Origin of the sequence: Burkholderia sp. GbtcB21 (assembly GCF_019091065.1) — a bacterium.
GTDB lineage: Bacteria > Pseudomonadota > Gammaproteobacteria > Burkholderiales > Burkholderiaceae > Burkholderia > Burkholderia pyrrocinia_C.
Map to the genome: position 1 here is coordinate 351,946 of NZ_JAGXKA010000002.1, position 26,441 is coordinate 378,386.

The window sequence follows — 26,441 nt, forward strand, 5'->3', positions numbered from 1 at the left end:
GTTTTGCGTGCGGCTGTAGCTCAGTTGGATAGAGTACTTGGCTACGAACCAAGGGGTCGTGGGTTCGAATCCTGCCAGCCGCGCCACCTTTTTGGGGGCCTTCCCATCGCAGAAGGTTCCGACAGTTGAAGCAGTACCGTTTTGCGTGCGGCTGTAGCTCAGTTGGATAGAGTACTTGGCTACGAACCAAGGGGTCGTGGGTTCGAATCCTGCCAGCCGCGCCACCTTAAAAGGGCTTTCCTCCGGGAAGGCCCTTTTTCTTTTCTGCCCCCCCCCGTCATTCACACCCCGATTTGCGAGCGCCCGATGCGCTTCGGAAGAGCGCCGGCAAGGCCGCACCTTCGCTCCACAACACACATGAAAACGGCGGCCATCGGCCGCCGTTGAGCGATCGCCCTCAAGAAGGGTACGCGTCAATAATCCTGCCGTTCGCGCTCGATGCGCATGCCGCCGTCGTGGCGCGCATGCGCGCCGTCGTCGGTCGAGCGCTCGCGCATGATCCGCATCACGTCCGGATTGGTTCGCACGCGCCGCATCACGTTCGCGAGATGCACGCGATCGCTGACCTGGATCACGAAACGCAGCACCGTCGATTCGTGCGTCAGATCCTCGTCCATCGCGATATGGACGATGTTCGCGTCGGCCGACGTGATGTCCGCCGCGACGCGCGCAAAGATGCCCTTCGTGTTCTTCACGAGCGCCTTCACCGCGACATCGAACAGCCGGCCCGGCTGCGGCGCCCATTCGACGTCGATCCAGCGGCCCGGATCGCGGCGATGGATGCGCTGCGCGACGCGGCAATCGGTCGTATGAATCGCCATCCCCAGGCCGATGCCGATGTAGCCCATGATCGCGTCGCCCGGAATCGGCCGGCAGCATGCCGACAACTGCACGGACATCCCTTCGGTACCGGTAATCACGACCGGCGGCGCATGATGCGCCGGATGCCGCTCGGACTTCGGCAGGTCGTCGTCCGCGTCGCGGCCGCTCATCAGCACCTCGATGCGCTTGGCCATCACCGCGGCGACGCGGCGGCCGAGGCCGATATCCGCGAAAATTTCCTGACGGCTCTTGTTGCCCGTCCACTGCACGAGCTTTTCCCACACCTCCGGCGCAACGTCGGCCAGCGCGAGACCATAGCCCTTCAGGCTCTGGTCGACGAGCCGCTCGCCAAGCTGCACGGATTCGTTCAGGCGCATCGTCTTCAGGTAGTGACGAATCGCCGAGCGCGCCTTGCCGGTACGCACGAAGCCGAGCCACGCGGGGTTCGGCTTCGAGTACGGCGCGGTGATCACCTCGACGATGTCGCCGCTCTTCAGCTCGGTGCGCAGCGGCAGCAGTTCGTTGTTGATCTTCACGGCCACGCACTGGTTGCCGAGATCGCTGTGGATCGAATAGGCGAAATCGAGCGCCGTCGCGCCGCGCGGCAGCGCCATGATCTTCGACTTCGGCGTGAACACGTAGACCGCGTCGGGGAACAGGTCGATCTTCACGTGCTCGAGGAATTCGCTCGAATCGCCGGCTTCGCTCTGGATGTCGAGCAACGACTTCAGCCACTGGTGCGCGCGCTTCTGCACGTCGCTGAGATCCGCACTGCCGTTCTTGTACAGCCAGTGCGCGGCGACCCCCGCCTCGGCAATCTCGTGCATCTTGCGCGTGCGCACCTGGAACTCGATCGGCGCGCCGAACGGGCCGACGAGCGTCGTGTGCAGCGACTGATAGCCGTTGATCTTCGGGATCGCGATGTAGTCCTTGAACTTGCCGGGCACCGGCTTGTACAGCGAGTGCAGCGCGCCGATGCACGTGTAGCAGTCGAGCGGGCTGTCTACGACGACGCGAAAGCCGTACACGTCGAGTACCTGCGAGAACGACAGCTGCTTGTCGCGCATCTTGCGGTAGACGCTGTAGATGGTTTTTTCGCGGCCGGTGATCTCGGCGTCGATCTTCGCGTCGGCCATCGCGCGCTGCGCGGCCTCGAGGATCTTGCTGATCACTTCGCGGCGGTTGCCGCGCGCGGCCTTCACGGCCTTCTCGAGCGTCGCGTAGCGATGCGGGTTGAAGTTCGCGAAGCTCATGTCCTGCAGCTCGCGATACGTGTTGTTCAACCCGAGCCGGTGCGCGATCGGCGCATAGATGTCGAGCGTTTCCCGCGCGACGCGGCGGCGCTTTTCCATCGGCACCGCGCCGAGCGTGCGCATGTTGTGCAGGCGGTCGGCGAGCTTGACGAGGATGACCCGCACGTCGCGCGCCATCGCCAGCAGCATCTTGCGGAAGTTTTCCGCCTGCGCTTCCTCGCGGCTGCGGAATTCCATCTTGTCGAGCTTCGACAAGCCGTCGACCAGTTCGGCGACCTTCGGACCGAACCGTTCGGCCAGCTCGTTCTTGGTCACGCCCTGGTCTTCCATCACGTCGTGCAGCAGCGCGGCCATCACGGCCTGCGCGTCGAGCTTCCAGCCGGCGCAGATTTCCGCGACGGCGACGGGATGGGTGATGTAGGGTTCGCCGCTCTGGCGATATTGACCGAGGTGGGCTTCGTCGCTGAAGTGGAACGCCGCCTTGACCTCTTTGATTTCGTCCGGGGCGAGATACTCGGCAAGCGCGGCCGTCAGTTTCGCGATCGAAACGACGCCGTGCTTGCGCGGCTGCTCCGGAGTGGCGGTCGGCCCGAACAGATGCCGGAAGGACTGTTCGAGGACCGCGTCGATGTACTGGCGCGCAGGCGACTGGGCCGTGGCTTCGGTGGTCGAATCCGCGGAGGCGGACGATGGGGTGGTGCTCATATTCGCCTCCAGGTCGAGTCGTTGCGCGCGTGGACTACATGGCTGGAACGGGCCGGATGCGCGTTACACCGGCACCTTCTTCAGCATCTCGACGCCGACCTGGCCGGCGGCGATCTCGCGCAGCGCGACGACGGTCGGCTTGTCGCGGCTTTCGATCTTCGGCGTATGGCCTTGCGCGAGCTGCCGCGCGCGATAGGTGGCGGCGAGCGCCAGTTCGAAGCGATTCGGGATTTGCTTCAGGCAGTCTTCGACGGTAATGCGAGCCATGTTGGTAATTCCTTCTGAATATAGTGCTTATTCTACCTTATGTCCCTCGTGCCCCGCGTCATTCCGCGTGGGGCAGATGGATGCCGAGCTCGATGAACAGCTCGGCGTGTCGCGCGTACTGCGAAGCAAAGCGCAGGCGCGTCGCCGCGACGATGCATTCGAGCTCCGCGAGCGCACGCTCGAAATTCTCGTTGATCACCACGTATTCCGCTTCCGACGCGTGCGCGATCTCGCTGCCGGCGGCAAGCAGACGCCGCGTGATCACGTTCGGCTCGTCCTGGCCGCGCTTCTTCAAACGCTCCTCGAGCGCGTCGAGCGACGGCGGCAGGATGAAGATGCCGACCGCGTTGCGAAACTGCTTCTTTACCTGCAGCGCGCCCTGCCAGTCGATTTCGAGCAGCACGTCATGGCCGTTCTTCATCTGCTCTTCGATCCACACGCGCGACGTGCCGTAATAGTTGCCGTGCACTTCCGCGCTCTCGAGGAATTCGTGCGCCGCGTGACGCGTGCGGAAATCGTCGACGGTCGTGAAGTGGTAATGCTGGCCGTCCTGTTCGCCCGGGCGCGGCTTGCGCGTCGTGTACGAGATCGACAGGCAGATGTCGCTGTCCTTCGACAGCAGCGCATTCACGAGCGTCGACTTGCCGGCGCCCGACGGTGCGACGACCATGAACAGGTTGCCGGGATAGACGCCGCCGTGCAGCGAATGCGCGGCGTGGCCGTCGTGAGTGGATTCGATCATGTTGCGTTACTCCAGGTTTTGCACTTGCTCGCGCATCTGCTCGATCAACAGCTTGAGCGCCATCGACGCGTCGGCCAGTTCCTTCGCCGCCGCCTTCGAGCCGAGCGTGTTCGCTTCGCGATTCAGCTCCTGCATCATGAAGTCGAGACGCTTGCCGACGCGGCCGCCCTTCTCGATCACATGACGCGTTTCGTTCAGGTGCGCGGTGAGCCGCGACAGCTCTTCCGCGATGTCGATCCGGATCCCGTACATCGTCACTTCCTGACGAATGCGTTCCGCGGCTTCCTCGCGCGTCACGATCGGCGCGCTGCCTTCGGGCGCCGCGATGCCGAGCGCCTCCTGCAGCCGCTCGACGATCTTCTGCTGATGCTTCGCGATCAGCTCCGGCACGAGCGGCGTGATGCGCGCGACGATCGCTTCCATCTCGGCGACGTTCGACAGCAGCATCGTCGCCAGTTGCGCGCCTTCGCGCGAACGCACGACGACGAGTTCGCCGATCGCTTCCTTGCCGCATGCGAGCACCGCGTCGCGGATCGCGTCGGCCGACACGCCGCTTTCGGCGATCACGCCGGGCCAGCGCAGGATCTCGCCCGCGCGCAGGCGGCCGACGCCCGGGAACGAGTCGAGCACCGCGCGCTCGAGATCGGCAAGCTGGCCGAGCGCCGACTGGTTCAGCGCGCCCGCGCCGATGCTCTGTTCGCCGCGCTGCAGGTTGATGCGCACGTCGACCTTGCCGCGCGACAGCTTGTTCATCAGCATTTCGCGCAGCGCGGGTTCGCACGCGCGCACGTCGTCCGGCATCCGGAAATTCAGGTCGAGGAAGCGCGAGTTCACGGTGCGCAGTTCGACCGACACGCTGGTGCCGCCGTTGCCGGTGGCCGTTGCGAGTTCGCGCGTCGCGCTCGCGTAGCCCGTCATGCTGTAGATCATGGTTCGTCTCGCCGTCTGGTTGCCCTCGCGGGCGGGGATATGTCGAGGCGCCCGGCGCATCGGACCAGCGCGGGGCGGGAAGCGCGCATTATCCCATTTTTGCGGACCACCCCGCCGGGCAAGCCCGCCGTTCGGCGCTAAAATCGGGGTTTCCTCTCCTTCCGCGATTCCCACATGACGTCCTCCCTTTCCCGCCCGAGCGGCCGCCGCGCCGACGAACTGCGCAAGGTCGCCCTCACGCGCCACTACACGAAACATGCGGAAGGCTCCGTGCTGGTCGAATTCGGCGACACCAAGGTGCTCTGCACCGCGAGCGTCGTCGAGCGCGTGCCCGAATTCCTGCGTGATCGCGGGCAAGGCTGGCTGACCGCCGAATACGGGATGCTGCCGCGCGCGACGCACACGCGCAGCGACCGCGAAGCCGCGCGCGGCAAGCAGACGGGCCGCACGCAGGAAATTCAGCGCCTGATCGGCCGCGCGCTGCGCGCGGTGTTCGATCTCGAGGCGCTCGGCCCGCGCACGATCCACATCGACTGCGACGTGATCCAGGCTGACGGCGGCACGCGCACGGCGAGCATCACCGGCGCATTCGTCGCCGCGCACGATGCCGTGTCGAAACTGATGGCGGCCGGCAAGCTCACGCGCTCGCCGCTCACCGACCACGTCGCCGCGATCTCGGTCGGCGTGTACGAAGGCGCACCGGTGCTCGACCTCGACTACGCGGAAGATTCGCGCTGCGACACCGACATGAACGTCGTGATGACGGGCGCCGGCGGTTTCGTCGAAGTCCAGGGCACGGCCGAAGGCGTGCCGTTCTCGCGCGCCGAGATGAACGCGCTGCTCGACCTCGCGCAGGGCGGGATCGCCGAGCTCGTGCAACTGCAGAAGGACGTCCTGGGCGCCGGCCATGCCTGACGATCGCACCATCGCGCCTCTGTCGCGCATCGTTCTCGCGTCGAACAACCCCGGCAAGCTGCGCGAATTCACCGCGCTGTTCTCGACGGTCGGCATCGAGATCGTGCCGCAGGGCGACCTTGCGGTGCCCGAGGCGGACGAGCCGTTCGGCACGTTCATCGAGAACGCGCTGACGAAGGCGCGGCACGCGTCGCGGCTCACCGGGCTGCCGGCGATCGCCGACGATTCGGGCCTGTGCGTGCGCGTGCTGCGCGGCGCGCCGGGCGTCTATTCGGCGCGCTACGCGCAGCGCGCGGGCCGCGACAACGGCGACGCGGCGAACAACGCGTATCTCGTCGAGCAGTTGCGCGGCGTCGACGACCGGCGCGCATACTATTGCTGCGTGCTCGCGCTCGTGCGCCATGCGGACGATCCCGAGCCGCTGTTCGCCGAAGGGCGCTGGGCCGGCGAGATCGTCGACGCGCCGCGCGGCGAGCACGGATTCGGCTACGACCCGTATTTCTACCTGCCGTCGCTCGGCGCGACGGCAGCCGAACTCGAGCCGGCCGTGAAAAATGCGCACAGCCATCGCGCGCTTGCGCTGAAGGCGCTGCTTGCGCGGCTCGCGGAGGAAGCATGACCGTGCCCGATACCTATCCGCTGCGGGAGGTCGCATGAGCCAGGCCGCGGAAACCGGCGCGCGCGTCGTGGCGACGTTCACGTCGCCCGGACAGGTGCGGCTCACGTCGCTGCCGCCGCTCGCGCTGTACGTGCATTTTCCATGGTGCGTGCGCAAGTGCCCGTACTGCGATTTCAACTCGCACGAGTGGAAAGGCGAACGGTTCCCGGAAACCGAGTATCTCGACGCGCTGCGCGCCGATCTCGAGCAGGCGCTGCCGCTCGTGTGGGGACGGCAGGTGCATACCGTGTTCATCGGCGGCGGCACGCCGAGCCTGCTGTCGGCGGCCGGTCTCGACCGGATGCTGTCCGACGTGCGCGCGCTGCTGCCGCTCGACGCCGATGCCGAGATCACGCTCGAGGCGAATCCGGGCACGTTCGAGGCCGCGAAGTTCGCGCAGTTCCGCGCAAGCGGCGTGAACCGGCTGTCGGTCGGCATCCAGAGCTTCAACGAGGCGCACCTGAAGGCGCTCGGCCGGATTCACGACACCGCGCAGGCGCGCGCGGCCGTCGAGATCGCCGCGAAGAACTTCGACAACTTCAACCTCGACCTGATGTTCGCGCTGCCGAACCAGACGCTCGACGAATGCCGCACGGACATCGAGACCGCGCTGTCGTTCGCGCCGCCGCATCTGTCGCTGTATCACCTGACGCTCGAGCCGAACACGCTGTTCGCGAAGTTCCCGCCGGTCGTCCCCGACGACGACGCGTCGGCCGACATGCAGGAATGGATCCACGCGCGCACGGCCGAGGCCGGCTACGGGCGCTACGAGGTTTCCGCTTACGCGAAGCCGAATCATCAGTGCAAGCACAACCTGAACTACTGGCGCTTCGGCGACTATCTCGGGATCGGCGCGGGCGCGCACACGAAGCTGTCGTTCCCGAACCGGATCCTGCGGCAGGCACGCTACAAGCATCCGGCGACCTTCATCGAGCAGGCGATGGCCGGCGCGGCCGTGCAGGAAGAGCGTGAAGTCGGCGCGCGCGACCTGCCGTTCGAGTTCATGCTGAACACGCTGCGGCTCGTCGAGGGCTTCCCCGTGCACAGCTTCGCCGAACGCACGGGCCTGCCGATGAGCACGATCGAGCCGGCGCTGAAGGAAGCGGAACGGCGCGGGCTGATCACGCGCGATTTCACGCAGATCGCGCCGACGCCGCTCGGCCAGCGTTTCCTCAACGACCTGCAGGAATTGTTCCTGCGCGACGATTGAAGCGATGCCGACTCCGGTCGACAGCGGCGGCATTTCGGTTACAATGCCGCCTCGCGTGGAAGCGTGGCCGAGCGGTTTAAGGCACTGGTCTTGAAAACCAGCGACGGGAAACTGTCCGTGAGTTCGAATCTCACCGCTTCCGCCAGGAAATTCGCCAAACCCCGTCCATTCGCTGAATGACGGGGTTTTTGTTTGTCCGCACGCCCCTGCCCCAACGTTCCGACGCATCGCACCGGTTGCCGTTACAATCCCGCGCTCCGATTCGCGAAAACGGGAAACCCACGTCATGAAACCCTTCATCGTCTCGTCGCTCGTCGCCATGCTGGCTGCCGTCAGCACGCACGCGGCGGCCGACACCGCCTCCGGCAGCGGCGCGCAGGCGTCGTGCGCGATCGCTTACGTGACCGGCGTCGGCGGCTCGCCGCGCGGCCTGAGCGAATACCTCGCGAGCCCGTCGCCCTACAACTACCTGAAGGACAACGATCTCCAGTGCAAGGTGTCGGACGACGGGCGCACGTCGAACTGCACCGGCGTGACCTACCTGCGGAATGAACAGGTCAGCGTATACGACGATTCCGATCCGGCAACGCTGACCGTCGTGGCGCGCGTCGAGCTCGACCACGGCCAGAAGTACCCGGTGATCGTGGTCGTGCAGCGAAAGGACGCGCGCTGCAAACAGTGACGCAGCCATGCGAGCGAGCGCGTCCGTCGAGGCGGAACTCGCGCTCGCGGCAGCGCACAACCGAATCCGCGCAACGGCCGCTGTCGCGCCCCGCCGGAAGCCTCCCTGCCCGCCCCGCGATCACCTAGAATTCGTTCAACACGGCGACACGACCGCCGCCGCGTACTCGATGCCGCACACGCCACCCCTGCGCGCGGCACACGGAGATCGCCATGACCGAACTGTCGACACCGACGGATCACGTCGATTACGAAGGCTTCGAGATCCATGTCGTGCCGGCCGCCGCGCCCGGCAGCGACACGCGCTACACGTACACCGGCTACGTGTGCCATCCGGGCGCGAATCCCGCACTGCCCGGCCACGCAGTGCCGTTCCACGCGGACGGCGAGGAAAGCTTCGCGAGCATCGATGAAGCAGTCCACGAAGCCGTGCACATCGGCAAGAGCATCATCGACGGCACGCATCCCGACCTGTCGGTGCTGTCGCTCGTCACGCACGGCTTCTGAATCGGACGAAGGACATCGCATGTGATTGTGCGGACGTCGGTCGCAGTGCCGCATTCGGCGACCGCTACGCGCAGCCGGACGATCGACGCGAGCCTGCGCGGGACTCGCGCGCCGCGCCTTTCAAGCTTTCAAACTTGCAACATGGCGCGCCGGCATGCGCGTGCGCTGCCGTAACGCGAGCGAGTCGAGCGCGCTGTCACATGTCACGTCACATCACGACGTGCGATGCGGCGCCCGACCGTCATCATCAGCGATCGCAACGTCTCGCATCGCGCGTTATGCGTTTCTCCCGATATCGGCTTGCGTGCGCACGCCTATCATTTTTTTATAGTCACTTCTGGCTATCTCCCATGCGCCCCGTTCTCCATCCGCGCGTCGACCGGCTGCGTGTTGCTGCGCTGGCCGTCGCCACTATGCTTGCCGCATGCACGATCACGCCGCCGCCGTCGCTGCACCCGGCCCTGACGATTCCGTCGATCACGCGCAGCGCGAGCCGCGCCCAGTATCGCGTCGAGATCGCGCAACGCGTTGCCGAACGCAATCCGTCCGGCGTACTGCACGGCACACCGCAGGCGATGCTCCGCTCGCTCGTCGTCGTCGCATTCACCGTCGATCGCAACGGCCGCCTCGTCAACGCCTCCGTCTATCGCAGCAACGGCGACAGCGAAGCGGAAGCGCTCGCGCTCGCGTCGCTGCGCCGCTCGGCGCCGCTGCCGACGCCGCCGTCGCGACTGCTCGACGGCAACGGTCAGATCGAAATGATGGAAGGCTGGCTCTTCAACGACGACGGTCACTTCCAGTTGCAAAGCACTGCGTCCGCGCAGGCGCAATCGCTCGACTGACCGCCCGCCGCGCCGCGATTGCCGGTGTGCGGCGGCGCTGGCTATAATTTTCCGCAATCGCGCGGCCATCACGCCGCGCGCGCGTTCGCGCGCCCCATCCGGCATGCGAGCCGACCACGCCGGCACCGGGCGGCGGCGACATACCCGTCTCCATCGTCGACCGGCGGGTGACGTTCGCGCCACGGCGCGCGTCCACGGCGCCACCGCATCATCCGCTCGGCTGCCCCCGGCAGGCGTCCGCCTGCCCGAGCGCACGCACAGCCGACCGCCCCAACGACAAAACGGAGACATCCATGTCCGCATCTCCCCCGGCCGTTGCACACGCAACCGGCTCGGCCGGCGCCGTCAGCCACCGGCGCATCGTGTTCGCGAGCTTCATCGGCACCGCGATCGAGTTCTACGATTTCTATGTGTACGCGACGGCCGCCGCGCTCGTCATCGGCCCCGTCTTCTTCCCGCACGGCTCCGCGACCGCGCAGGCGCTGTCCGCATTCGTCACGTTCGGCATCGCGTTCATTGCGCGCCCGATCGGCTCGTTCCTGTTCGGGCATTTCGGCGACCGCATCGGCCGCAAATCGACGCTCGTCGCGTCGCTGCTCGTGATGGGCGTGTCCACCACCGCGATCGGCTTCGTGCCCGGCTACGACGCGATCGGCACGCTCGCGCCGGTGCTGCTGTGCGTGCTGCGCTTCGGCCAGGGGATCGGCCTCGGCGGCGAATGGGGCGGCGCAGCGCTGCTCGCGACCGAGCACGCGCCGCAGGGCAAGCGCGGCTGGTTCGGGATGTTCCCGCAGCTCGGGCCCTCGGTCGGCTTCCTGATGTCGAACGGGCTGTTCTTCGCGCTCGCGCTATCGCTGTCCGACGAGCAGTTCCGCAGCTGGGGCTGGCGCATCCCGTTCCTGGTCAGCGCAGTGCTCGTCGCGGTCGGCCTGTACGTGCGGCTCAAGATCACCGAAACGCCCGCGTTCCAGGCGGCGCTCGACCGCAACGAGCGCGTGCGCGTGCCGGTCGCGACGCTCGTCACGCAACACTGGCAGCCGACGCTGCTCGGCGCGCTCGCGATGGTCGTCTGCTACACGCTGTTCTATATCTCGACGGTGTTCTCGCTGTCGTACGGCGTGTCGGCGCTGCATATTCCGCGCCAGAGCTTCCTCGGCCTGCTGTGTTTCGCGGTCGTGTTCATGGGGCTCGCGACGCCGCTTTCCGCGTGGGCATCGGACCGTTTCGGCCGCAAGCCGGTGCTCGTGGTCGGCGCAATCGCCGCGCTGCTGTCGGGTTTTGCAATGGAACCGCTGCTCGGCAGCGGCTCGATGCCGCTCGTCGCGCTGTTCCTGACGATCGAACTGTTCCTGATGGGCGTGACGTTCGCGCCGATGGGCGCGTTGCTGCCGGAACTGTTCCCGACCAACGTCCGCTACACGGGCGCGGGCGTCGCGTACAACCTCGGCGGGATCCTCGGCGCGTCGATCGCGCCGTATATCGCGCAACTGCTGGCTGCGCGCGGCGGGCTGTCGTGGGTTGGCGGCTACGTCTCGGTCGCGGCGGCGATCAGCCTGGTCGGCGTGCTGCTGATGCGCGAAACGCGCGACGCGTCGCTCGTCTGAGACTCAGGGGCGGCCCGGGTTGTGCAGCGACCGGCGCTACCTATACTCGATCCTGGGCGCGCCGCTGCGCGCCCCCCGGATCCCGCCCCGAAGGAGCCGCCGCCATGAACATCCGCCTCGGCAATGCCGATCTCGTCCTGATCCTCGCGCTCGCGCTGGGTGGCGCGCTGCTGCTCGCGCTGCGCTTCCGGCCGAAGACATGGCGCGGCCTCGTGTTCGAGGCGCTGCTGGCGAATCTGGCGGCCATCGCCGCCGTCATCACGGTCGAGGCACTGCTGGCCTGAACCGGCCCGCCCCGCTGCGTCAGGCGGTCAGTCGCGCGCGCAGCGCGCCATACGCAGGATCGACCGTATCGATCGCGTCGAGCGCCTGCTCGACGGACGGGATCGTGCCCGGCTCGCCGATCGACAGTGCATTCGGTGCGCCGCCGATGCCGCAATGGTGACGCGACGTCGCGACGAAAATCATCACGGTCGGCCGCTGCAGCGCGTGCGCCATATGCACGAACCCCGTATCGACCCCCACCACGAGCGCGGCCCGGCCGAGCGCCGCACCGAGTTCGCGCACGGTCATCGCGGGCAGCACGATCGCGCCCGGCGCGCGCGCGGCGATGTCCTGCGCATCGTCATGCTCGGCAGCCGATCCCCACGGCACCAGCACGCGCACGCCACGCGCCATCATCTGCGTGGCGAGCGCGGCCCAGTGGTCGGCCGGCCATTTCTTGTCGGGATTGGACGTCGCATGGAACAGCAGCATGAACGGCGCGCCGTCGGTCACGGCGGCCGGCAGGCTCGCGTCCTGCGGCGCGACGATGCCGTACGTGGCGACGCCTTCGGGCACGTAGCCGAACGCCTCGCCGGCGCTCACGCGCATCCCGTGCCATGCGTCGCAGTCCGGCCGCGGGCCGAAGCGATGCGAATACGCGAAGCGTGCGCCCGTTTCGCCGAGATCCTGCGTCTGGTAGCCGAAGCGGCGCGCGGCGCGCGCCAGCGCGGAAATGATCGCGCTCTTGTAGACGCCGTGCAGGTCGATGACGGCATCGTAGCGGTGCGCGCGCAACGCGCCGATCGACGCCGAGATCGCCTTCAGGTCGCCGGCATTCCGGAGCTTCTTGAAGCGTCGCAGCGGTGCGCACAGGACGGCGCTCACGCCCGGGTGCCAGCGCACGACCTCGGCGCACGATTCGTCGACGGCCCAGTCGACCGTCACGCCGGGAAAGGCGCGATGCAGGTCCGCGACGACGGGTAGCGTCTGGACGACGTCGCCGAGCGACGTCACTTTTACGATGAGGATGCGTTTCACGATATGTGGGGATTGACGACCATTTCGGCATGCTAGCGACGGTTGCCGTGCGCGAACATTACTTCGACATTACGTTTGTAACAAAATGCATCAAGCTTGCGAAACGCTGTCGCCCACGGCGTGGCTGCGGTTCGTTCTTATAATGCGGTCTTTGCCTTCCGGCCCGCGCCGATGCCACGCCCCGCCCTTCCCGCGCTGTTTCCTGCTCTCACCCGCCGCTCGCTGCGAATCTGGCGCCAGTACGGCGTTTTCTGGCTCGGCGCGATCGTCGTCGGCCTCGCGGCCGTGCTCTATGCGCGGCTGATCGACTGGGGCTACGAGACGTTCCGCACGATGCGCGATCATGCCACGTGGCTGCCGCTGCTGCTGACGCCGGCGATCGCCGCCCTGTCGGTGTGGATCACACGCCGCTTCTTCCGCGGCGCCGAGGGCAGCGGCATCCCGCAGGTAATCGCGACGCTGCATGCGCGCCCGAGCGCGTTCGGCGCCCGGCTGCTGACGCTGCGCATCCTGTTCGGCAAGGTGCTGGTCTCGTTCCTGGGCATTCTGGGCGGCTTCACGATCGGCCGCGAAGGGCCGACCGTGCAGGTTGGCGCGGCGCTGATGTTCAACCTGCGGCGCTTCTACCCGCGCTCGAATGCGCAGATCGAACGCCAGCTGGTGCTGGCCGGCGCGGCGGCCGGGCTGTCGGCCGCATTCAATACGCCGCTCGCCGGAATCGTGTTCGCGATCGAGGAGCTGACCCGCAGCTTCTCCGCGCGCGCGAGCGGCGTGCTGATCACCGCGATCATCCTCGCCGGCGTCGTCGCGCTCGGCCTGAACGGCAACTACACGTATTTCGGCACGATCGATGCCGGCCTCCATTTTCCGAAGCTGCTGGCGCTCGCGGTGCTGGTCACCGCGATCGTGACGGGCATCGCGGGCGGCCTGTTCTGCTGGCTGCTGCTCAATACGGGCCGCTGGCTGCCTGCGCAACTGCTCGGCCTGTATCGCGAGCGGCCGATCGCGTTCGCCGCGCTATGCGGCTTCGTGATCGCCGTCGCCGGCCTCGTGTCGGGCGGCACGACGTTCGGCAGCGGCTATGCCGAGGCGCGCGGCCTGCTCGACGGCCGCGAGCAGTTGTCGGTGTTCTACCCGTTCCTGAAAATGGTGTCGATGGTCGCGTCGTACCTGCCGGGCATCCCGGGCGGGATCTTCGCACCGTCGCTGTCGATCGGCGCCGGGTTCGGCAACCTGCTGCACATCGTGTTCGGCAACATGAGCCTGCCGATGCTGATCGCGCTCGCGATGGTCGGCTATCTTGCGGCCGTCACGCAGTCGCCGATCACGTCGTTCGTGATCGTGATGGAGATGATCAACGGCCACGCGCTCGTGATTTCGCTGATGGCCACCGCGCTGGTGTCGAGCCGCGTGTCGCGCTTTTTCGCGCCGCCGCTCTACGAAACGCTCGCGCAGCGTTATCTCGCGCCGCCCGCTGCGGCCGCGGAACCGGCCGCGGCCGCCTCGATGGGTGCGGCGGGTGCGACCGGCGTCACCGAGCCGCAGGATGCGACCGCCGCGCCCGCCGATCCGCTCGACACGCTGCGCGACGAAGGCACCGACGCGCCGACCGCCGCTGCGCCGGGCGAACACGCTACGCACGCGGCGGCGACGCACGACGCTGGGCCGGCTGCGCCCGGCACGCACGCCCCGGCGCAGCCCGGCCCGCGCGACGCTCAGTAAATCACGACGGGTGCCGGCCGGTAGTAGACGGGCCGCGCCGGCACGACGATGCACCCGGCCAGCGTGATCGCGACGAGCGCGATGGCGATTGCGGTTCTTTTCATCACGCGCCTCCGTCACGCCCAGTGGCCGCGGGTCCAGAACCAGTTCGGACCGCGCTGGTCCCAATGGCCCGGCACCCATTGCATGCCGACGCGCTCGGCTTCCCAGTGACCACCGATCCACACGTAGCGCCCATGGTCCCAGTGCCAGTGACCGCGCTCCCACACATAGCCCACCCGCGTGGTCGGCACGACCTCGTAGCGCACGGGCGGCGGCGCATTCGGCGCGACGACGACGATTTCCTCGGTGCGCACGGCGACCGGCTCGGCGATGACCACGCGGCCCTGCGGGGCGATCACGGGTGCGCCGACGAGAATCTCGTCCGCATGCGCGGCAAACGGCGCGACGACGGCTGACAGGCCCGCGGCAAACAGCGCGAGCGAAACGATACGACGTTGAACGGTAGAGACAGCCATCACAACCTCCAGGTTGAACAAGTAACGCGAGCGTATTCGTTCAATGCGGGAGGACCGAGAACGGCCGACATTCGCCGTGTTACGGCGTGCCCGAAAGTGCAACAGGGCGTAAGACGCGCACGGCGGCGAGTGCCGCCGTGCGGAGGGACAGGCAAGGGTCAGGCTTGCGGGATCTCGATCTTCACTTCGAGGACTTCGAGATCGTCCTGGCGCTCGAGGCTCACGCGGATGTCATCGTCCGAAATATGGACGTACTTCGAAATGACCGCGACGAGCTCCTTCTGCAGCGCCGGCAGGTAATCGGCCGGCGGCCGGCCGCCGACCCGTTCGTGCGCGATGATGAGCTGCAGGCGCTCCTTCGCGACCGATGCGGACTTCTTCTTCTCGCCGAGGAGAAACGAAAGGATGGACATGGGCGGCCTCCGTTACTTGCTGCCGAAGAGGCGCTGCAGCAGGCCCGGCTTCTGGTAATCGGTGAAGCGCAGCGGCTTGTCCTCGCCGAGGAAGCGCGCGACGACGTCCTTGTACGCTTCGGCGACGTCGGTGCCGTCGATGTGCACGGCCGGCAGGCCCTGGTTCGACGCGTGCAGCACGGCTTCCGACTCTGGCACCACGCCGATCAGCTTGATGCGCAGGATCTCGCTGATGTCCTCGAGCGACAGCATCTCGCCTTCGCTCACGCGCTTCGGGCTGTAGCGCGTGATCAGCAGGTGTTCCTTGATCGGATCCTTGCCTTCGGTCGCGCGCTTCGTCTTCGACGACAGGATGCCGAGAATGCGGTCCGAGTCGCGCACCGACGACACTTCCGGGTTCGTGACGATCAGCGCTTCGTCCGCGAAGTACATCGCGTGCAGCGCGCCGGCCTCGATGCCGGCCGGCGAATCGCAGACGATGTATTCGAAGTCCATCGCGACCAGGTCGTTCAGCACCTTCTCGACGCCGTCGCGCGTCAGCGCATCCTTGTCGCGCGTCTGCGACGCCGGCAGGATGAACAGGTTCTCGCACTTCTTGTCCTTGATCAGCGCCTGGTTCAGGTTCGCTTCGCCCTGGATCACGTTCACGAGGTCGTACACCACGCGGCGCTCGCAGCCCATGATGAGATCGAGGTTGCGCAGGCCGACGTCGAAGTCGATCACGGCCGTCTTGTGGCCGCGCAGCGCGATACCGGACGCAAAGCTCGCGCTCGTCGTCGTCTTGCCCACGCCGCCCTTGCCCGAGGTCACCACGATGATTTTTGCCATTTACCCAATACCCTGTGTTCGTCAATGAGAGCCGATCGATCCGGCGCGCACCGCGTGAATTACGTCAGGCGCAGCGGTTCGATCATCAGTTTTTCCTCTTCGAGCCGGATCTGCACCGCCTTGCCCAGTACTTCGGCGGGCAACGGGTTCTCGGTTGTTCGATAGATACCCGCGATCGAAATCAGTTCCGGTTCGAGACACGTGCAGAAAATGCGCGCGTCGTGATTGCCGTGCACGCCCGCGAGTGCGCGGCCGCGCAACGGCGCGTAGATGTGGATATTGCCTTCCGCGATGATCTCCGCGCCGTGACTGACCGGCGCGAGCACCACGAGGTCCCCTTTCGCGTAAATCTGCTGCCCCGAACGCAACGGCCGGTCGATCACGAGCGTCTGGCCGCCCGTCTGGTTCGACGCCGGCGCCGGCTCGGACGCCTGCTCGGGCGCCGCCGCGGCGGCGGCAGCGACGACGGCCTCGGCGACCGGCGACGCTTCCGAGCCCTCGGCCGGCTTCGGCGCGCGGCGATCGCGCGCCTCGAGCAACGGCAGGCCGGCTTCCCCCGCCCAGCCCTGCGTTGCCGATGCGACCACGCCCACCGGACGCATCCGCACGTCGTTCAGCATCTGGCGGATATCGGCCAGCGCGACGCGCTCGCCCTCCGCCAGACGGCGGACGTCGATCGCGACGACATCGTCGGCAAAAAACTCGGGAGTCGCTTCGAAGCGCTTGACCAGTTCGGCACGCAACGCGTCGAGATCGGTCGTCTTCACGGTGAACAGCAACGTATCGACCGATCCGCTGCGCAGCTCGAAGAATGGCGATTTTTTAAGCGACATGGACACTCTGCAAAAATTTTTTGCGTATTTTACAGGCGTCCACGCGCGCGGCCATTATTTTTGGGACACCGGGTTGCGATGGCCCTGGCAGGCGCGCAACCGGCAGGCGGGCAGGCAAGCGGGCGACCAGACCTTCATCGCGCCGCGCGGGCGTCACTTCAGTGCTTCACTTGCGACACGAACAGCGACTTCATCGCGCCGGGCATCCGCGCGATCGGCGCGTGTTCGCCGGTGTTGCCGAAACCCGCGCGCTCGTAGAAACGGATCGCGTTGCGGTTCGCATCGGCGATCCATGCATAGACCTCCTGAGCGCCGCGCTCGGCGAGCCACGCGGTGGCCGTTTCCAGCAGCAGCACGCCGCCGCGCAGGTGACGCACCGCGTGCGCGACCCACAGCTCGCTGACGAACGCACGCCGATCGGGCGTGTTGTCGAAATACGCGCCGATCATGCCGGCCGGATGGCCTTCGGTGTACAGCAGGAAAGTCGTCGACTCGTCGGACACGGCACGTTGCGCGGCAATCGCCGACGCGGCGTCCGTTTCGACGTTCAGCAATTCGGCCTCCGGCGCTTCGCCGGGTGCGTAGGGCTCACGCAGCGACGCGGCGCGGAGTTCGCGATACACGCCGCCCTGGTCGGCAACGATACGACGAACGGTCAAGGTCGAACTCATGCAGGCACAGCCCCCTTCGGACAGCAAGCTAGTAGCTTCAACCGAAAGCGGGGCATGAGTCAAATCGTAATTTTCAAACGGCGGCGCGAATCGAAAGGCGACAGGCGTCGCCGCCGGCGGCGCGTACCAACCGGTGTGCAGGTGCAGCATCGGCGTATCGACGCGTGTCGACGGACGGCAGCCGCGGCCTCTTCGTTCGACGCCTCGCTTCGTTCGCCTTGCGATACGCGGCAGACGCGTTTCGGGCGCTTTGCATCTCGTCCCGAAGGCCGTAATGTTCCGTAACATATGTAGCCGAAACAGGTGCCCCGCCGATACCAGCCCCATTTCGCTTATTGCGCCGCAACATTCGTTGCGAGCCCGCGAGGCGATACCCGCGCGCGCCACACGCGCCAATCATCTGATAAACACGCGGATCACGCGGGCCGATCCGGCCTCCCCGGCATGTTTCAATCGGCGCGCGCCGGCCCTTCCCGACACGCGTCGCACGCGCCCCTTCGTTTGGAGCCTCGCGCCTAGCGCCGGGGTTTGGAAAGCGTGCGCACGGGTCGTATAACAGGCAGAACCGGACGACGATCCGGTGCCACCGCGCGTGTCGCGGGCCAACGAGGATTCGAACAACCGTGCATGCGGTCGCCTACCGGGCCGGCCGACTGGAGGGAGACAATGGCAATGACCGACGGATCGGCTTCGGGCTGGTCGGATGGCAAGCGATATCTGTGGCTGCTCGGCGCGCTGACGATCACGCTGCCGATCCTCTCCGCCCAGCTCGCGCTTTCGACGGGCTTTCACGTGTTCTGGTGGTTCGGCCCGCTGTTCGCGTTCGGCGTGATCCCGATCCTCGACACGCTGATCGGCGACGATCGCGACAATCCGCCCGAAGCCGTCGTGCCGCACCTCGAACGGGAGCGTTATTACCGGTTCATCGTCTATCTCGCGACGCTCGTCGAGTACGTCGCGTTCTTCATGTGCGTATGGATCGTCGGCACGCACACGCTCGCGTGGTACGACTACGTCGGCTTCGCGCTGTCGCTCGGCGCCGCGACGGGCATCTCGATCAATACAGCGCACGAGCTCGGGCACAAGACGAACCGCTTCGAACGCTGGCTCGCGAAGATCACGCTCGCGCCGGTCGCGTACGGTCACTTCTACGTCGAGCACAACCGCGGCCACCACGTACGCGTCGCGACGGCCGAGGACCCGGCGAGCGCGCGCTACGGCGAGTCGTTCTGGGCGTTCCTGCCACGCACCGTGACCGGCAGCATCCGCTCGGCATGGCGGCTCGAAAAAGCACGCCTCGAGCGGCTTGGCCATTCGCCGTGGACCTGGCGCAACGAGGTGCTGCACGCATGGGCGATGACCGTCGTCGTGTGGGGCATCGCAATCGCGATGGCCGGCAAAGTGGTGATCCCGTTCCTCGTGATCCAGGCTGTCTACGGCGCGTCGCTGCTCGAAGTCGTGAACTACGTCGAGCACTACGGGCTCGGCCGCCGCAAGCTGCCGAGCGGCCGCTACGAGCGCTGCACGCCGCAGCATTCGTGGAACAGCAATCACGTCGTCACCAACCTGTTCCTGTACCAGTTGCAGCGGCATGCCGACCATCACGCGAATCCGACGCGCTCGTACCAGGCGCTGCGCCACTTCGACGATTCGCCGCAACTGCCGGCCGGCTACGCGACGATGATCCTGTTCGCGTACGTGCCGCCGCTCTGGTATCGCGTGATGAATCCGCGCGTCGTCGCGCACTACGGCCGCGACATGGCGCAATCGAACATCAAGCCGTCGATTCGCGACAGGGTGCTCGCGCAGTATCCGGCCGCGGCGTGATTGCGGATGGCGGGCCGGCGGGAGTCGGCACGCGCTCGCCATGGCGCGCACCGCTGAACGCTGCCGCCGCGCAGGCATCCGGTTCCTTCGGAACCCGGCCACCGCGTACCGCAGCGCGTTCGCCTGCTCGACGAGTGCCGCGGATGTCCACGGCTGCGAGACGGCAGTCAGCAGTGCAATGCCCGTCAGGGCTTTCGACAGCTGGTTCGTCATTGGGACGCGGTGCTTGCCATGCGGCGCAGTTGCATCGAAGACGCGACACGCTCGTGTCGCGCAGTTCGTCGTCATCGCATCAGCACGTCCGATGTGCCGATGGCCAAAACCGTTGCCACTGCAACGGCAATCGACACATCGCGCCGCAGCCCCAAAACGAAAAACCCCTTGATCCTTCCGGATCAAGGGGTTTCGTGTTCTGGCGGAGAGGGTGGGATTCGAACCCACGGTACGGGGAAACCGTACGCCTGATTTCGAGTCAGGTACATTCGACCACTCTGCCACCTCTCCGTTTTACTGCATTTCCCGGTTGGTCATGTCCGGGAAAGAAAAGATTATAAAACGATCTTTTCTGAGCTGACAAGCCCCTTCCGCAAATTTTTTTGCGAGGGCTTAGGCAGCCGATTTCACGACGCCCGTGCAGGCGCGTCGATCCGCTCCATGCCGCCCATGTACGGACGCAGCACTTCCGGCACCGTGACCGAGCCGTCCGCATTCTGGTAGTTCTCCAGCACCGCGACGAGCGTACGGCCAACCGCGAGACCCGAACCGTTCAGCGTATGCACGAGCTCGGGCTTGCCCTGCGCGTTGCGGAAACGCGCCTGCATCCGGCGCGCCTGGAACGCCTCGGTGTTCGAGCAGCTCGAGATCTCGCGATAGGTGTTCTGCGCGGGCAGCCACACCTCGAGGTCGAACGTCTTCGCGGCCGAGAAGCCCATATCGCCCGTGCACAGCGTGATCACGCGGTACGGCAGGCCGAGCTTCTGCAGGATCGCTTCCGCATGCCCGACCATCTCGTCGAGCGCCGCGTACGACGTTTCCGGTGCGACGACCTGCACCATCTCGACCTTGTCGAACTGGTGCTGGCGGATCATCCCGCGCGTGTCGCGGCCGTACGAACCGGCTTCCGAGCGGAAGCACGGGGAATGCGCGGTCAGCTTGATCGGCAACGCGGACGCGTCGACGATCGACTCGCGCACGGTGTTCGTCAGCGAGATCTCGGACGTGGAGATCAGGTATTGCGTGACCGTGTTCTCCGCGCCACCCTTTTCGACCCGGAACATGTCGTCCGCGAACTTCGGCAGCTGGCCCGTGCCGTAGAGGATCTCCGGGTTCACGATGTACGGCGTGTACGTCTCGGTATAGCCGTGCTGCTGCGTGTGCGTGTCGATCATGAACTGCGCGAGTGCGCGGTGCAGGCGCGCGATCGGGCCGCGCAGCATCGTGAAGCGCGCGCCGGCGAGCTTCGCGCCCGTCTCGAAATCGAGGCCGAGCGGCGTGCCGACATCGACGTGATCCTTCACCTCGAAATCGAATTGGCGCGGCGTGCCCCAGCGGCGCGCCTCGACGTTGTCGGCCTCGTCGTTGCCGACCGGCACGCTTTCGTGCGCGACGTTCGGCATGCCCAGCATCAGGTCGGACAGGCGTGCCTGGATGTCGCCGAGCTTGGCTTCTCCTGCCTTCATCTCGTCGCCGATCCCGCCGACCTCGGCCATCACGGCCGACGTGTCCTCGCCCTTCCCCTTCATCGCGCCGATCTGCTTCGACAGGCTGTTGCGGCGCGCCTGGAGCTCTTCGGTGCGGGTCTGGATCGCGCGGCGTTCCGCTTCGAGTGCGGAGAACGCGGCGATGTCGAGGGTGTAGCCGCGATCGGCGAGGCGCTTCGCGACGCCGTCGAGGTCTTTGCGCAGCAACTGGATGTCGAGCATGGGAGGACTTGGAAAATCGTTGTATGAGACGGGAATTCTAACGCACCGCGCGACCGCCACGGCACCGGCCTGATGGACGATGCCCGAAAACGGCCGGTCGTGGCAGTATCGCCATGCCGGCTCGCCTAAGCGGCCGGGGCGTCACATTGTGCCAAACCATTGCGGACAGCGAACCGCCTGCACCGGCCGCACGCAACGCGCCGTACGACGCCCCCGCCTCCGCATCACCGCCCTTCAAAGGAACCCGATGGCCATCGAACTGGACAAGGAAGTACGCGACCGCGCAATCGCGTCGCTGCAACGCTATTTCACAGAAAACATGGACGAGCCGATCGGCAACATCCAGGCTGGCGCGCTGCTGCACTTCTTCGTCGAGGAGATCGCGCCCGCGATCTACAACCTCGCGATCGCCGACGCGCAGGAACGCCTGCACGCGCGAGTCGCCGAACTCGACATCGACTGCCACGAAGAGCCGTTCGAGTACTGGAAGAAACAACAGCCGGGCCGCAAGCGCTGACGCATCCGGAACGGCGCCGGCCGGGCCGCGCGTCGCCCGTCAACCCTTCTTGCCGGCCTCGCGGTCGAGCTCGCGCAGCCACGCGAGCTTGTCGGCGATCTTCGATTCGAGCCCGCGCGGCACCGGCTTGTACCAGTGCGGCTCGCGCACCCCGTCCGGCAGGTACGTCTCGCCGGCCGCATACGCGTTCGGTTCGTCGTGCGCGTAACGGTACGCGTGGCCGTAGCCGAGTTCCTTCATCAGCTTGGTCGGCGCGTTGCGCAGATGCACGGGCACCTCGCGCGACTTGTCCTGCTTCACGAACGCCATCGCCTGGTTGAACGCGTTGTAGCCCGCGTTGCTCTTCGCCGCGCACGCGAGATAGATCACCGCCTGCCCGAGCGCGAGTTCGCCTTCCGGCGAGCCGAGCCGCTCGTAGGTCTCTGCCGCGTCGTTCGCCATCTGCAGCGCGCGCGGATCGGCAAGGCCGATGTCTTCCCACGCCATCCGCACGATGCGCCGCGCGAGATACTTCGGATCCGCGCCGCCGTCGATCATCCGGCAGAACCAGTACAGCGCGCCGTCGGGGCTCGACCCGCGCACCGACTTGTGCAGCGCCGAGATCTGGTCGTAGAAGTTGTCGCCGCCCTTGTCGAAGCGACGCGCGTTCAGCGTCATCGCGCTGCTGACGAAATCGGCGTCGATCGTCGCGACGCCGGCCGACGATGCTGCCGTCTGCGCCTGTTCGAGCAGGTTCAGGAAGCGCCGCGCGTCGCCGTCCGCATAACCGACCAGCGTATCGATCGCCTTGTCGTCGAACGCGAGGCCGTCGAGCGCGATTTCCTGCGCGCGCTTCAGCAACTGGCGCATCTCGTCGTCGTCCAGCGACTTCAGCACGTACACCTGCGCACGCGACAGCAAGGCCGAGTTGACCTCGAAGCTCGGGTTCTCGGTCGTAGCTCCAATGAAGGTCACAAGCCCCGACTCGACGAACGGCAGCAATGCATCCTGCTGCCCCTTGTTGAAGCGGTGGATCTCGTCGACGAACAGGATGGTGTGGCGACCGGTGCGGTTCAGCGTGTCCTTCGCCTGCTCCATCGATTCGCGGATGTCCTTCACGCCGCCGAGAACCGCGGACAGCGCAATGAACTCGCAGTCGAACGCGAGCGCGGTGAGCCGCGCGAGCGTCGTCTTGCCGACGCCGGGCGGCCCCCAAAGGATCATCGAATGCGGCTTGCCCGATTCGAACGCGAGCCGCAGCGGCTTGCCTTCGCCCAGCAAATGCGTCTGGCCGATCACCTCGGCGAGCGTCTTCGGCCGCAGCGCCTCGGCGAGCGGCCGGCGCGGCTCGACTTGAAACAGGTCGGACATGAACCCTCGCTCCACATCAAACGATGGCGGCCGAACCGGCCGCCGGACCCGACATTATGACAGCCGCGCAACGGCGCCGCCGCGCCCGGTGCCCGGTGGCCCGCGCCTGCGGCCAGCTCCCGAAACGACACGGGCCTGCCGTCGCCGGCAGGCCCGTTGCGGAAAAGCGGCGCGCGGCGCCGGTCAGCCGTTGATCACGTCGGCGCCCTTCGGCACGACGAACTTGAACGTATCGCCCTTCAGCGGCGGATTCGTCTGAATGTTCGTAAACGTCAGCAGCGTGACGTTGCCGAACACGTCATGCAGCTCCATCGCGGCGAGCGTGCCGTTCCGGAAGCCGATGCCGATCCGCTGGAACTGCGTGTCCTGCGCCTTCGGCAGCATCTCGAGCCATTCGATGCCGCCCTTCTCGCCGGCATCGCGCAGCGTGTAGTTCTTGTCGAGATCGTTGCTGCCGAACAGGATCGCGGCGGGGCTCGCGCCCAGCGCGCCGTTCAGCTTGCGCTCGGTGACCTGGTTCAGGTCGCGGTCGTACACATAGAGCTTGTCGCCGTCGGCCTGCAGCACCTGCTGGTACGGCTTCTGGTACGTCCAGATGAACTTGCCCGGCCGCGCGAATACGAACGTGCCGCTCGAATTGTCGGTGGGCTTCGGCGCGGCCTGCACGGCGCTCGCGCCCTTGGCCGGCGCCTTGACGATCTGTTGCGTGAAGTCGCCCTTCGCCGAACGCACCTGCGACACGAAGGCCTTCAGTTGCTCGGTGCCGCCCGCGAACGCGTGCGTCGCCGCGAGCATCAGCGATGCGCCGGCGAGCGCCGCACCGAGCCAGCGCCGCGTCGAACGAAGAGACATTGCGAACGAATGTTGCTGCATATTGCGGTTTTCTCCGTGGGTGGCCGGCGCTGCGGGCGCCGCGGACTCATTCCGCGTCGCGCGCCGGCACAAGAATTTCGCGGTTGCCGCTCGACGACATCGCCGATACGAGCCCCGACTGCTCCATCCGCTCGAGCAGCCGTGCCGCGCGGTTATAGCCGATCCGCAGATGCCGCTGCACGAGCGAGATCGACGCGCGGCGGTTCTTGATGACGATCTCGACCGCCTGGTCGTACAGCGGATCAGACTCGCCGCCGCCTTCGCCGGTTCCCGCGCCGGCCGAGCCCTCGTCGCCGTCGGCGGTGCCGCCTTCGAGCAGGCCCTCGACGTAGTTCGGCTCACCCTGCTCCTTGAGCTTCTCGACGACGCGATGCACCTCGTCGTCGCCGACGAACGCGCCGTGCACGCGCACGGGCAGCCCGCTGCCCGGCGGCAGGTACAGCATGTCGCCCATCCCGAGCAGCGATTCGGCGCCCATCTGATCGAGGATCGTGCGCGAGTCGATCTTGGACGACACCTGGAATGCGATCCGCGTCGGCACGTTCGCCTTGATGAGGCCCGTGATCACGTCGACGGACGGACGCTGCGTCGCGAGGATCAGGTGGATGCCGGCCGCGCGCGCCTTCTGCGCGATCCGCGCGATCAGTTCCTCGACCTTCTTGCCGACGACCATCATCAGGTCGGCCAGCTCGTCGATCACGACGACGATGTTCGGCAGGCGGCCAAGCGGCTCGGGATCTTCCGGCGTCAGGCTGAACGGGTTCGGCAGCTTCTCCTCGCGCTTGGCCGCGTCGTCGATCTTGTTGTTGTAGCCCGCGAGGTTGCGCACGCCGAGCTTGCTCATCAGCTTGTAGCGGCGCTCCATCTCCGCGACCGTCCAGTTCAGCGCGTGGCCGGCCTGGCGCATGTCGGTGACGACCGGGCACAGCAGGTGCGGGATGCCTTCGTAGACGCTCATTTCGAGCATCTTCGGATCGATCAGGATCAGGCGCACCTGCTCGGCGGTCGCCTTGTACAGCAGCGACAGGATCATCGCGTTGATCCCGACCGACTTGCCCGAACCGGTCGTGCCGGCGACGAGCAGGTGCGGCATCTTCGCGAGATCCGCGCACACGGGCTTGCCGCCGATGTCCTTGCCGAGGCTCAGCGTCAGCGCCGACGATGCGGCCGCATACACCTCGGAGCCGATGATCTCGGACAGGTGCACGGTCTGGCGGCGCTGGTTCGGCAGTTCGAGCGCCATGTAGTTCTTGCCGGGGATCGTTTCGACGACGCGGATCGACACGAGCGACAGCGAGCGCGCGAGATCCTTCGCGAGGTTGACGATCTGGCTGCCCTTCACGCCGGTGGCCGGCTCGATCTCGTAGCGCGTGACGACCGGGCCCGGATACGCGGCGACCACACTCGCCTCGACACCGAAATCCTTCAGCTTCTTCTCGATCAGGCGCGACGTGAATTCGAGCGTATCGGCCGAAATCGCTTCCTGCGTCTTCGGCGCGGGATCGAGCAGCGACACCGGCGGCAGCGTCGAATCGCCCGGCAGGTCGGTGAACAGCGGCACCTGACGCTCGCGCTCGACGCGCTCGGACTTCGCCGGCGTGACGACCGGCGGCACGATCGTCACGGGCTCGTGATCCTCGATGCGTACGCGCTCCTCTTCGACCTTGCCTTCGCGGCGCACGGCCGCGGCCTCGCCGAGCTTGCGGTCGCGCTCGGCCTCGCGGCGCAGCTTCGCGACGTTGACGGCGGACAGGATCGCGCCGCCGACGCGCTCGGCGACCGACAGCCACGAGAAGCGGAAATACAGCGACAGGCCGATCGCGAGCGCGATCAGCAGCAGCAGCGTGCCGCCCGTGAAGCCGAACGCATGCGACATCGCACCGGCGACGGCCTCGCCGACGACGCCGCCCGGCGCACGCGGCAACTGCACCTTCAGCGACCACATGCGCAGCGCCTCGATGCCGTCGCACGCCAGCACGACGAGCACGAACGCGAAGATCTCGGTGAGCCAGCCGATCGGCCGCTCGGGTTCGTCGGGAATCGCCTCGTGGCGCGTGATGCGGCGGTAGTTGACGGCGATGCGCCGCCCGAGCGGCACGATCAGCCAGTAGGCCGACAGGCCGAACAGCAGCAGGATGATGTCGGCCGTCCACGCGCCGACGCGGCCGGCCCAGTTCGAGATGTGGTCCACCTGCGCGGCGTGCGTCCAGCTCGGATCGCGCCGGCTGTAGCTCAGCAGGGCCATCACCAGAAATGCGCAGAGCGCGACCTGGAGAATCCAGCGGATCTCCGTGAGGAGCTTCGACATCCGGTGCGGCAACGCCTGTGCCTGGGCGGAATAAGGAGCTTTTGCCATGAATCCGTATAAAGAGGACGAGCCGTGCGCCCGCCTGTCGTTCGATCGCGCTTATTGTAAACGCTGCACCGGGCCGCCAAGTGTAAATGACGGTTACATAACGGGGACGGGGTGCCGAACCGGGCGCCGCCGGCGACCGCAAGCCGGCCGGACGACCGCTCCCTTGACCGGAC

Annotated in this window: 25 protein-coding genes and 4 tRNA genes; 14 read left to right on the forward strand and 15 right to left on the reverse strand. The window is 66.7% G+C overall.

Annotated elements, in window-relative coordinates; all coding sequences use genetic code 11:
• Positions 1-9: 9 nt before the first annotated feature.
• Positions 10-86 (forward strand) — tRNA-Arg (locus tag KVT39_RS05885).
• A 61-nt stretch (positions 87-147) separates the two neighbouring features.
• Positions 148-224 (forward strand) — tRNA-Arg (locus KVT39_RS05890).
• Between the two features lie 189 nt (positions 225-413).
• On the opposite strand, the gene KVT39_RS05895 is transcribed toward KVT39_RS05890, so the two are convergent.
• The 4 genes from KVT39_RS05895 to KVT39_RS05910 all read right to left on the reverse strand — a co-directional run bounded on the left by KVT39_RS05895 (position 414) and on the right by KVT39_RS05910 (position 4,719).
• Positions 414-2,780, reverse strand: coding sequence for a bifunctional (p)ppGpp synthetase/guanosine-3',5'-bis(diphosphate) 3'-pyrophosphohydrolase (locus KVT39_RS05895; RefSeq protein ID WP_034182986.1), 2,367 nt, complete (start codon positions 2,778-2,780; stop codon positions 414-416).
• A 63-nt stretch (positions 2,781-2,843) separates the two neighbouring features.
• The gene (rpoZ, locus tag KVT39_RS05900) at positions 2,844-3,047 is read right to left on the reverse strand and encodes a DNA-directed RNA polymerase subunit omega (protein ID WP_006025620.1); all 204 of its coding nucleotides are present in this window, start codon (positions 3,045-3,047) and stop codon (positions 2,844-2,846) included.
• A 58-nt stretch (positions 3,048-3,105) separates the two neighbouring features.
• Positions 3,106-3,789, reverse strand: a complete 684-nt coding sequence (gene gmk, locus KVT39_RS05905) for a guanylate kinase (protein ID WP_034182985.1) — start codon at positions 3,787-3,789, stop codon at positions 3,106-3,108.
• Positions 3,790-3,795: 6 nt separating this feature from the next.
• Complete coding sequence (locus KVT39_RS05910; RefSeq protein ID WP_034182984.1) at positions 3,796-4,719, reverse strand: YicC/YloC family endoribonuclease; 924 nt, start codon at positions 4,717-4,719, stop codon at positions 3,796-3,798.
• Positions 4,720-4,893: 174 nt separating this feature from the next.
• Between KVT39_RS05910 and rph the strand changes: the two genes are divergently transcribed.
• The 9 genes from rph (at position 4,894) to KVT39_RS05955 (ending at position 11,420) form a co-directional block, all read left to right on the forward strand.
• Positions 4,894-5,634, forward strand: a complete 741-nt coding sequence (gene rph / locus KVT39_RS05915) for a ribonuclease PH (protein WP_217588135.1) — start codon at positions 4,894-4,896, stop codon at positions 5,632-5,634.
• Positions 5,627-6,253: an RdgB/HAM1 family non-canonical purine NTP pyrophosphatase gene (rdgB, locus tag KVT39_RS05920; RefSeq protein WP_175748797.1), complete on the forward strand. Its 627-nt coding sequence runs from the start codon at positions 5,627-5,629 to the stop codon at positions 6,251-6,253. Before rph ends, rdgB begins: the two co-directional genes overlap by 8 nt.
• 34 nt (positions 6,254-6,287) lie before the next feature.
• Positions 6,288-7,502 carry a radical SAM family heme chaperone HemW gene (gene hemW, locus KVT39_RS05925; protein WP_034182981.1) on the forward strand — a complete coding sequence of 405 codons (1,215 nt, stop codon included), beginning with the start codon at positions 6,288-6,290 and terminating at the stop codon, positions 7,500-7,502.
• 57 nt (positions 7,503-7,559) lie between these two features.
• Positions 7,560-7,647, forward strand: a tRNA-Ser gene (locus tag KVT39_RS05930).
• Positions 7,648-7,788: 141 nt separating this feature from the next.
• A complete protein-coding gene (locus KVT39_RS05935; RefSeq protein ID WP_034182980.1) occupies positions 7,789-8,184 on the forward strand; it encodes a hypothetical protein in 396 nt (131 codons plus the stop codon).
• A gap of 212 nt (positions 8,185-8,396) precedes the next feature.
• On the forward strand, positions 8,397-8,690 hold the full coding sequence (locus KVT39_RS05940; protein ID WP_034182979.1) for a hypothetical protein: 294 nt from the start codon (positions 8,397-8,399) through the stop codon (positions 8,688-8,690).
• 350 nt (positions 8,691-9,040) lie between these two features.
• Positions 9,041-9,532: a TonB family protein gene (locus tag KVT39_RS05945; RefSeq protein WP_217588137.1), complete on the forward strand. Its 492-nt coding sequence runs from the start codon at positions 9,041-9,043 to the stop codon at positions 9,530-9,532.
• A gap of 293 nt (positions 9,533-9,825) precedes the next feature.
• Positions 9,826-11,136 carry an MFS transporter gene (locus tag KVT39_RS05950; protein WP_034182978.1) on the forward strand — a complete coding sequence of 437 codons (1,311 nt, stop codon included), beginning with the start codon at positions 9,826-9,828 and terminating at the stop codon, positions 11,134-11,136.
• 104 nt (positions 11,137-11,240) lie between these two features.
• Positions 11,241-11,420: a hypothetical protein gene (locus KVT39_RS05955; protein ID WP_034182977.1), complete on the forward strand. Its 180-nt coding sequence runs from the start codon at positions 11,241-11,243 to the stop codon at positions 11,418-11,420.
• A 19-nt stretch (positions 11,421-11,439) separates the two neighbouring features.
• Here KVT39_RS05955 and waaC read toward each other — a convergent pair whose 3' ends face one another.
• Positions 11,440-12,438, reverse strand: a complete 999-nt coding sequence (gene waaC / locus KVT39_RS05960; RefSeq protein WP_034182976.1) for a lipopolysaccharide heptosyltransferase I — start codon at positions 12,436-12,438, stop codon at positions 11,440-11,442.
• Between the two features lie 171 nt (positions 12,439-12,609).
• On the opposite strand from waaC, the gene KVT39_RS05965 reads away from it, so the two are divergent.
• Positions 12,610-14,160: a chloride channel protein gene (locus KVT39_RS05965; RefSeq protein ID WP_034182975.1), complete on the forward strand. Its 1,551-nt coding sequence runs from the start codon at positions 12,610-12,612 to the stop codon at positions 14,158-14,160.
• 116 nt (positions 14,161-14,276) lie between these two features.
• Here KVT39_RS05965 and KVT39_RS05970 read toward each other — a convergent pair whose 3' ends face one another.
• From KVT39_RS05970 to KVT39_RS05990, 5 genes are all read right to left on the reverse strand, one after another.
• Complete coding sequence (locus KVT39_RS05970; protein ID WP_034182974.1) at positions 14,277-14,678, reverse strand: YXWGXW repeat-containing protein; 402 nt, start codon at positions 14,676-14,678, stop codon at positions 14,277-14,279.
• Positions 14,679-14,836: 158 nt separating this feature from the next.
• Complete coding sequence (gene minE, locus KVT39_RS05975; RefSeq protein ID WP_006476634.1) at positions 14,837-15,091, reverse strand: cell division topological specificity factor MinE; 255 nt, start codon at positions 15,089-15,091, stop codon at positions 14,837-14,839.
• Between the two features lie 12 nt (positions 15,092-15,103).
• Positions 15,104-15,919: a septum site-determining protein MinD gene (gene minD / locus KVT39_RS05980; protein WP_034182973.1), complete on the reverse strand. Its 816-nt coding sequence runs from the start codon at positions 15,917-15,919 to the stop codon at positions 15,104-15,106.
• A gap of 59 nt (positions 15,920-15,978) precedes the next feature.
• Complete coding sequence (minC, locus tag KVT39_RS05985; protein WP_105391859.1) at positions 15,979-16,752, reverse strand: septum site-determining protein MinC; 774 nt, start codon at positions 16,750-16,752, stop codon at positions 15,979-15,981.
• A 158-nt stretch (positions 16,753-16,910) separates the two neighbouring features.
• Positions 16,911-17,573: a GNAT family N-acetyltransferase gene (locus KVT39_RS05990; RefSeq protein WP_254640356.1), complete on the reverse strand. Its 663-nt coding sequence runs from the start codon at positions 17,571-17,573 to the stop codon at positions 16,911-16,913.
• Positions 17,574-18,089: 516 nt separating this feature from the next.
• On the opposite strand from KVT39_RS05990, the gene KVT39_RS05995 reads away from it, so the two are divergent.
• The gene (locus KVT39_RS05995) at positions 18,090-19,250 is read left to right on the forward strand and encodes an alkane 1-monooxygenase (RefSeq protein ID WP_217588139.1); all 1,161 of its coding nucleotides are present in this window, start codon (positions 18,090-18,092) and stop codon (positions 19,248-19,250) included.
• A gap of 413 nt (positions 19,251-19,663) precedes the next feature.
• Here the strand turns inward: KVT39_RS05995 and KVT39_RS06000 are convergent.
• A tRNA-Ser gene (locus tag KVT39_RS06000) sits at positions 19,664-19,754 on the reverse strand.
• A 116-nt stretch (positions 19,755-19,870) separates the two neighbouring features.
• Positions 19,871-21,172, reverse strand: coding sequence for a serine--tRNA ligase (gene serS / locus KVT39_RS06005; RefSeq protein ID WP_217588141.1), 1,302 nt, complete (start codon positions 21,170-21,172; stop codon positions 19,871-19,873).
• Positions 21,173-21,419: 247 nt separating this feature from the next.
• Between serS and KVT39_RS06010 the strand changes: the two genes are divergently transcribed.
• Positions 21,420-21,689 (forward strand): DUF2164 domain-containing protein, encoded by a 270-nt coding sequence (locus tag KVT39_RS06010; protein ID WP_034182967.1) that lies wholly within the window; start codon positions 21,420-21,422, stop codon positions 21,687-21,689.
• 39 nt (positions 21,690-21,728) lie between these two features.
• Here KVT39_RS06010 and KVT39_RS06015 read toward each other — a convergent pair whose 3' ends face one another.
• The 3 genes from KVT39_RS06015 to KVT39_RS06025 all read right to left on the reverse strand — a co-directional run bounded on the left by KVT39_RS06015 (position 21,729) and on the right by KVT39_RS06025 (position 26,268).
• On the reverse strand, positions 21,729-23,039 hold the full coding sequence (locus tag KVT39_RS06015; RefSeq protein ID WP_034182966.1) for a replication-associated recombination protein A: 1,311 nt from the start codon (positions 23,037-23,039) through the stop codon (positions 21,729-21,731).
• Positions 23,040-23,222: 183 nt separating this feature from the next.
• Positions 23,223-23,912 carry an outer membrane lipoprotein chaperone LolA gene (gene lolA, locus KVT39_RS06020; RefSeq protein ID WP_034182965.1) on the reverse strand — a complete coding sequence of 230 codons (690 nt, stop codon included), beginning with the start codon at positions 23,910-23,912 and terminating at the stop codon, positions 23,223-23,225.
• Between the two features lie 46 nt (positions 23,913-23,958).
• Positions 23,959-26,268 carry a DNA translocase FtsK gene (locus KVT39_RS06025; RefSeq protein ID WP_217588142.1) on the reverse strand — a complete coding sequence of 770 codons (2,310 nt, stop codon included), beginning with the start codon at positions 26,266-26,268 and terminating at the stop codon, positions 23,959-23,961.
• Between the last annotated feature and the right edge of the window lie 173 nt (positions 26,269-26,441).